Genomic DNA, 5,634 nt, shown 5'->3' on the forward strand with positions numbered 1-5,634 from the left:
TTTCCGGCCCGCACGCGGCACCGCCGTGCCGTCCCGACGCCTGGGGGGTGAACGCAGAATTGGATGTTGCCGGACGAAAGCCCTGCGAAACATCGTCCGCACCGGACGGACACCCGCGTGAACGGCACCTCCCACCCCTGGGGCTCCGGCCACGCGGGCATCTCCTCCGGTGCTGGCAACCGCCCGCCCACCCGCGCGCCGAGGAGGAAATCCGACGGGGACCGGGCCGATTGCCGAACCGCTTCTCACTCTGCACGCCCCCGGTTCACGGGACGCTACATCGACGTGACGATCACGTTTCCGCACCTCCCGGAAGAACGCCCCCATAATTCGCCACCGATCGGGGATAGGCGGACAGGAGAGAGACAAGGGAGCCGGAAGACCCCATGAACGGACACATCAGGCCACTGGAACCCGCCGACCCCCGGGAGGTCGCCGGGCATCCGCTGCTGGGCCGCCTCGGGTCCGGCGGCATGGGGCTGGTCTACCTCGGCGCCGATCCCGACTCGGGCGGGCGCGTCGCGGTGAAGACCATCCATCCGCATCTGGCGGGCGACCCCTCCTACCGGCGGCGGTTCAAGGACGAGGCGTACCTCGCGAGCCGCGTCGCCTCCTTCTGCACCGCGCGGGTCCTCGCGCACGGCGAGGAGGACGGCCGCCCCTACCTCGTCACCGAGTACGTGGGCGGCGTGTCGCTGCACAGCAGGCTCGTCGGCGACGGGCCGCTGCCGGCCGCCGACCTGCACGGCGTCGCCGTGGGGGTCGCGTCGGCGCTCGCGGCGATCCACGCGGCGGGGCTCGTGCACCGCGACATCAAGCCGGCCAACGTGATGCTGACCCTGTCGGGGTGCCGCGTCATCGACTTCGGCATCGCGCACAGCCAGGACTCCCGCACCGCGGCCGCCACGTCCGGGCAGGTCCTCGGCACGCCCGGCTGGATGGCGCCCGAGGTGCTCATCGGCGGTCCCGCGACGCCCGCGGCGGACGTCTTCGCGTGGGGGTGCCTCATCGCCCACGCGGGGACGGGGCGGATGCCGATCGGCGGCGACCCGGCCACCCTCTGCACCGCCGTCGACGATCCCGACCTGTCGGGCCTGCCGGAGTCGCTGGTCCCGGCCGTGCGATCGGCGCTGGCGAAGAACCCGGCCGAGCGCCCCACCGCGTCCGAGCTGCTGCTCACCCTCGTGGAGCAGCAGGAGCCGGACGCCGGCGACCGCTGGCGGGCGATCTCGGCGCCGCCGGCGCGGACGCCCGCGCCGGCCCCGCCGCGCCCTGCCGCGCTCGACGGCCGGCGGGACACCGCCACCAGGGCGTACACGCCGCTCGATGTGGAGGGCACGGCGACGTCCACGCGAAACCGGTTGCTGGCGGGTGTGGGCGCGGCGGCCGGCACCGTCCTGGTCGGCGCCATCATCGTCGGCCTGGCGCACGGCAGGACCGAGCCGCAGCCGTAGGTCAGGTGCGCCAGATCAGGACGAGGGCGCAGTCGTCGTCGCGGGCCGCCGCCATCGTCTCCACGAGTTCCTTCGCGCCGCTGCCGAATCCCTGCGGGACGAGCCGCTCCGCCTCCCCCAGCAGGCGGTCGATGCCGGCGTCCAGGTCGCTGCCCGGGGACTCGACCAGGCCGTCGGTGTAGAGGAGCAGCGCGTCGCCGGGCCGCAGCATCCCGTGTTCGGGGACGCACCGCAGATCGGGCACGACGCCCAGCACGACGCCCTTGGCTGTGCCGACGCGCCAGGCGCCGGTGCCCGCGTCGAACTGGACGGCCGGCGGATGGCCCGCCGACTCGACGGTGTACTCGCCCGTCTTCAGGTCGACGACGACGTGCACGGCCGTGACGAAGCCCTCGTCCCACCGCTGGCGGTGGAGGTAGTCGTTGCAGGCGGGCAGGAAGCGGTCGGGCTGGACCGATCCAAGAAGTCCCCCGAAGGCGCCCGACAGCATCAGCGCGCGGGTCCCCGCGTCGGTGCCCTTCCCGGAGACGTCGACCAGCGCGACCTCCAGCGTGTCGCCGTCGGAGGCCGACACCACGAAGTCGCCGCCGAACGAGGACCCGCCGGCCTGCAGCAGCACGACCTGGGAGTCCCAGCCGTCCGGCAGTTCGGGCATCTCCCCCTGGCGCTTCAGCCGGTCGCGCAGCTCCAGCAGCATCGAGTCGCCGCGCAGGCCCTGCACGCCGAGTTTCTGGCGCGTCCGGGCGAGGGTGAGGGCGAGCACCGCGGTGATCGTCAGCGTGGCGGCCATCCCGATGCCGATGCCGGGGACGTCCAGCCAGGCGTTGTAGGCGCTCACCCCCGCCACGACGACGAGCAGCGCGACCAGGCTGCGGACCTTCAGCAGCAGCCCGCCGCCGAGCACGATCAGCACCTGGAGCCCCGACGGCGCGATGCCCCGGGTGTCGTTCGCCGTCGCGATCCCGATGCAGATCGAGAGGATCGCGAGGGCCGCGAAGACGTGCCGCTCCCTGGTCAGCCTCCCGCGCCGCAGCCACCGGTACAGCGCCACGAGGACCGGGATCCGGCGCAGCGCGGCACGCACTCTCGGCGGAAGGACGTGCACCAGTCGTTGAAGCATGACTCCGGCACTGTACCGAGCAAACCCGCCGCCGCGCCGGTATCCACACCACCGGTGACCATTTGCAACGGTCCAGCTACGTTTTCTCCGGGTAGGGGTACGTGGTACGGGAAAGGGGCGGCACATGGGACAGCCGGGCATGCGGATCACGGTCGACGCGGCGATGCGGGCGCGGGACGTCTCGCGGGAGGGGCCCGACGGCGCGGAGCCGGCGGCCGGTGATCCGGGCACCCGCGGCAATTCCGCCAAGGCCGCCGAGGCGCCCCGGCGCACGAAGGCCGCGAAGAACGAGCGGCGCCGCCAGGGCAAGCGCGGCGCCCGCAAACCCCCCGCGAACGGCCTCTAGCGGCCGGGGCCCCAGCGGCTAGGGAAGGGGCGGGAGTTCGCCGGTGCGCTCGTAGTCGCCGAGCATCTCGATGCGCCGGGTGTGCCGCGGCTCGCCGGAGTACGCGGTCCCGAGGAACAGCTCCACGAAGCGGGTGGCGGTGTCCAGGTCGTGCTGCCGGGCGCCGAGGCTGATGACGTTCGCGTCGTTGTGCTCGCGGGCGAGCGTGGCGGTGTCCTCGCTCCAGACGAGCGCGGCCCGCACGCCCTTGACCTTGTTGGCGGCGATCGCCTCGCCGTTGCCGGACCCGCCGACCACCACGCCGAGGGAGCCCGGCTCCGCGGCGGTCCGCTCGGCGGCCCGCAGGACGAACGGCGGGTAGTCGTCCGCGGCGTCGTACTCGAACGCGCCGCAGTCGACGGCCTCGTGCCCGTTCTCCTTCAGCCAGGAGAGCAGGTGCTCCTTCAGCTCGAAGCCGGCATGGTCGCATCCGAGAAACACGCGCATGGGGCCGATTCTCGCAGCCCCCGGCGGGCGGTGCGCGCGGGGGTCGGTGTCACGGGCCCCCGCTCAGCCGTCGTCGCGTTTCCGGTCGACGATCGTCCGGTCGGGGAGGTTCAGGTCGTCGTCCTCCGGGTCGTCCGCGGGCGCTTCCGCCGCCGCTCCGGGCGCCTCCTTCTCCTGGTCGGCGGCGTCGGCGCGCTCGGCCCCGGGCGGCTGCGCCGCCTCCGGCGCGGGCTGCGCCGGCTCCTGGGCGGGCTGCGCGGGCTCCTGGGCGGGCTGCTGCTGCGGGACGGGCGGCGCGCCGAACTGCTGCGGCGCCCCCGGCTGCTGCGGGACGGCCGGAGCCCCCCACTGCGCCTGCTGCTGCGGCTGATGGGGCCGGCCCTGCGGCGGGACGTACGGCACCGCCGACGGATGCGGCTGCTGCGGCATCCCGGACTGCGGCATCCCCGGCTGCGGCATCTGCGCGCCCTGCGGCTGCTGCGCGTAGGGCTGCTGCGCGTACGGCTGTTGCTGCCCGCCGTACGGCTGCTGTCCGTAGGGCTGCCCGCCGTAGGCGGGCTGCTGCGCCTGGCCGCGCGGCCGGATGAACACGAAGGCCGCGAGCGCGCCGAGCCCTGCGATCCAGCCGAACAGCAGCCCGAACGACGCGCCGTTGCCGATGTGGTTCCAGATGGTGCGGCTCGCGAAGGACCCGGCGGTGCTGGGGACGTCCAGCGCCCACACCAGCAGGCCCCCGCCGATCAAACCGGACACCCCGCCCGCGACGGTGGTCGCCCACCACCCGGCGATGACCGAGCCGAGCGGGCCCCGCCCCGGGTCGATCGTCCTCGCGGCGGCGAACACGAGCAGCGCCAGCACGACGAGGAACAGCAGGAACTGCAGGTTCACGGCGAACCAGATGTCCATGTTCCCGCGGGGCGTCAGCATCCAGTGCGGGTACTGGAACGTCCCCACCAAGGGGCCCATCCCGCTGCTGACGTCGATCCCCTCCCGGACCGCCTCGACCACCCACTGGTTGTTGAAGAGCAACGCCAGAAGGGCGATGGGCGCCACCGCGCCGCCCGCCATGGCCACCATCCGCCGCATCGTCATGGCGGGCAGATTAGTGGCCGACGGACCCTGCCGGTAGGCCCGGCGCTACCCGGGGTAGGCGGCGGGAAAGCGGAATCCGTGGTCGATCTGCTCTTCCAGGTCCTGTCCCGTCGCGGCGTTCGCCCAGCGCCGCGCATTCTTGACGTGGAACTCGACGGCCTGCCGCTGGAACCGGTCCCAGTCCTTGACGCACGCGTCGACCTCGGCGCGCATCCGGTCGAGGGCGGCGACGTTCCCGTCCTCCAGCGCGGCGTCCGCCCGGCCCTGCTCCAGCGCCCGGACGGCGGCGGACTGGCCGATCCAGGTCAGCAGGTCGTTTCCGACGTGCTCCCGCAGGTAGGCGACGTCGTCCTCGGACTGCACCTTGTTGCCGACGACGCGGATGGCGACGTCGTAGTCGCGGGCGTACTCGGTGTACTGCCGGTAGACGCCGACGCCCTTCCGGGTCGGCTCCGCGACCAGGAACATCAGGTCGAACCGCGTGAACAGCCCGGAAGCGAACGTGTCGGCCCCCGCGGTCATGTCGACGACGACGTACTCGCCGGGCCCGTCCACGAGGTGGTTGAGGTAGAGCTCCACGGCGCCGGTCTTCGAGTGGTAGCAGGACACGCCGAGGTCGTCGTCGTTGAACGGCCCGGTGGCGAGGAGCGTGACGCCGTGCACCTCCTGCCCGGCCTCGTGGAACGGGTCGTCGCCGCGGAACCGCAGCAGCCGGGAGCCCCGGCCGGGCGGGGTGGTCTTGACCATGGCGGAGCCGGCGGAGATGCGCGGGTTGTCGCCGCGCAGGTGCTCCTTGATCTCGGGGAGCCGGTCGCCCAGCGCGGGGATCTTGGCGGCGAGGCCCTCGTCGAGGCCGAGCGCGACGCCGAGATGCTGGTTGATGTCGGCGTCGATGGCGACCACCGGGAGCCCGCGCGCGGCGAGGTGCCGGACGAACAGCGACGACAGGGTGGTCTTGCCGCTGCCGCCCTTGCCGACGAATGCAACCTTCACAATATCCCTCTTTTCGGATATGAAAACCGTTACCAGTGTCAGAAAACCGAGTCTGGCGGAGGGTGAGGGAGGAGGCAAGCGGAACGGCCGGGAACCGCCCGGATCGGCGCACCGGCCGGCGGGCCGGATGAACGGGCGAGGTC

General features: G+C 73.1%; 6 protein-coding genes. 2 read left to right on the forward strand and 4 right to left on the reverse strand.

Annotated features, from left to right (window positions below; translation table 11 throughout):
* Positions 1–386: 386 nt before the first annotated feature.
* Positions 387–1,454, forward strand: a complete 1,068-nt coding sequence (locus E1266_RS35025) for a serine/threonine-protein kinase (RefSeq protein WP_132054537.1) — start codon at positions 387–389, stop codon at positions 1,452–1,454.
* A gap of 1 nt (position 1,455) precedes the next feature.
* Here the strand turns inward: E1266_RS35025 and E1266_RS35030 are convergent, their stop codons facing one another.
* Positions 1,456–2,574, reverse strand: a complete 1,119-nt coding sequence (locus E1266_RS35030) for a PP2C family protein-serine/threonine phosphatase (RefSeq protein ID WP_132054539.1) — start codon at positions 2,572–2,574, stop codon at positions 1,456–1,458.
* 124 nt (positions 2,575–2,698) lie between these two features.
* On the opposite strand from E1266_RS35030, the gene E1266_RS35035 reads away from it, so the two are divergent.
* Positions 2,699–2,920, forward strand: a complete 222-nt coding sequence (locus tag E1266_RS35035; RefSeq protein WP_132054541.1) for a hypothetical protein — start codon at positions 2,699–2,701, stop codon at positions 2,918–2,920.
* A gap of 18 nt (positions 2,921–2,938) precedes the next feature.
* Here E1266_RS35035 and E1266_RS35040 read toward each other — a convergent pair whose 3' ends face one another.
* The 3 genes from E1266_RS35040 to E1266_RS35050 all read right to left on the reverse strand — a co-directional run bounded on the left by E1266_RS35040 (position 2,939) and on the right by E1266_RS35050 (position 5,491).
* Entirely contained in the window at positions 2,939–3,406 is a 468-nt protein-coding gene (locus tag E1266_RS35040; RefSeq protein WP_132054543.1) for a ribose-5-phosphate isomerase, read from the reverse strand.
* A gap of 63 nt (positions 3,407–3,469) precedes the next feature.
* Positions 3,470–4,498 carry a hypothetical protein gene (locus tag E1266_RS35045; protein WP_132054545.1) on the reverse strand — a complete coding sequence of 343 codons (1,029 nt, stop codon included), beginning with the start codon at positions 4,496–4,498 and terminating at the stop codon, positions 3,470–3,472.
* Between the two features lie 45 nt (positions 4,499–4,543).
* Entirely contained in the window at positions 4,544–5,491 is a 948-nt protein-coding gene (locus E1266_RS35050; RefSeq protein ID WP_132054547.1) for an ATP-binding protein, read from the reverse strand.
* Positions 5,492–5,634 lie beyond the last annotated feature (143 nt).

Source organism: Actinomadura sp. 7K534, from assembly GCF_004348575.1.
Classification (GTDB): Bacteria; Actinomycetota; Actinomycetes; order Streptosporangiales; family Streptosporangiaceae; genus Spirillospora; species Spirillospora livida.

Coding starts and splice junctions, on each gene's coding strand:
- E1266_RS35025 (WP_132054537.1), top strand. CDS start 387: ATGAACGGACACATCAGGCCACTGGAACCCGCCGACCCCCGGGAGGTC.
- E1266_RS35030 (WP_132054539.1), bottom strand. CDS start 2,574: ATGCTTCAACGACTGGTGCACGTCCTTCCGCCGAGAGTGCGTGCCGCG.
- E1266_RS35035 (WP_132054541.1), top strand. CDS start 2,699: ATGGGACAGCCGGGCATGCGGATCACGGTCGACGCGGCGATGCGGGCG.
- E1266_RS35040 (WP_132054543.1), bottom strand. CDS start 3,406: ATGCGCGTGTTTCTCGGATGCGACCATGCCGGCTTCGAGCTGAAGGAG.
- E1266_RS35045 (WP_132054545.1), bottom strand. CDS start 4,498: ATGACGATGCGGCGGATGGTGGCCATGGCGGGCGGCGCGGTGGCGCCC.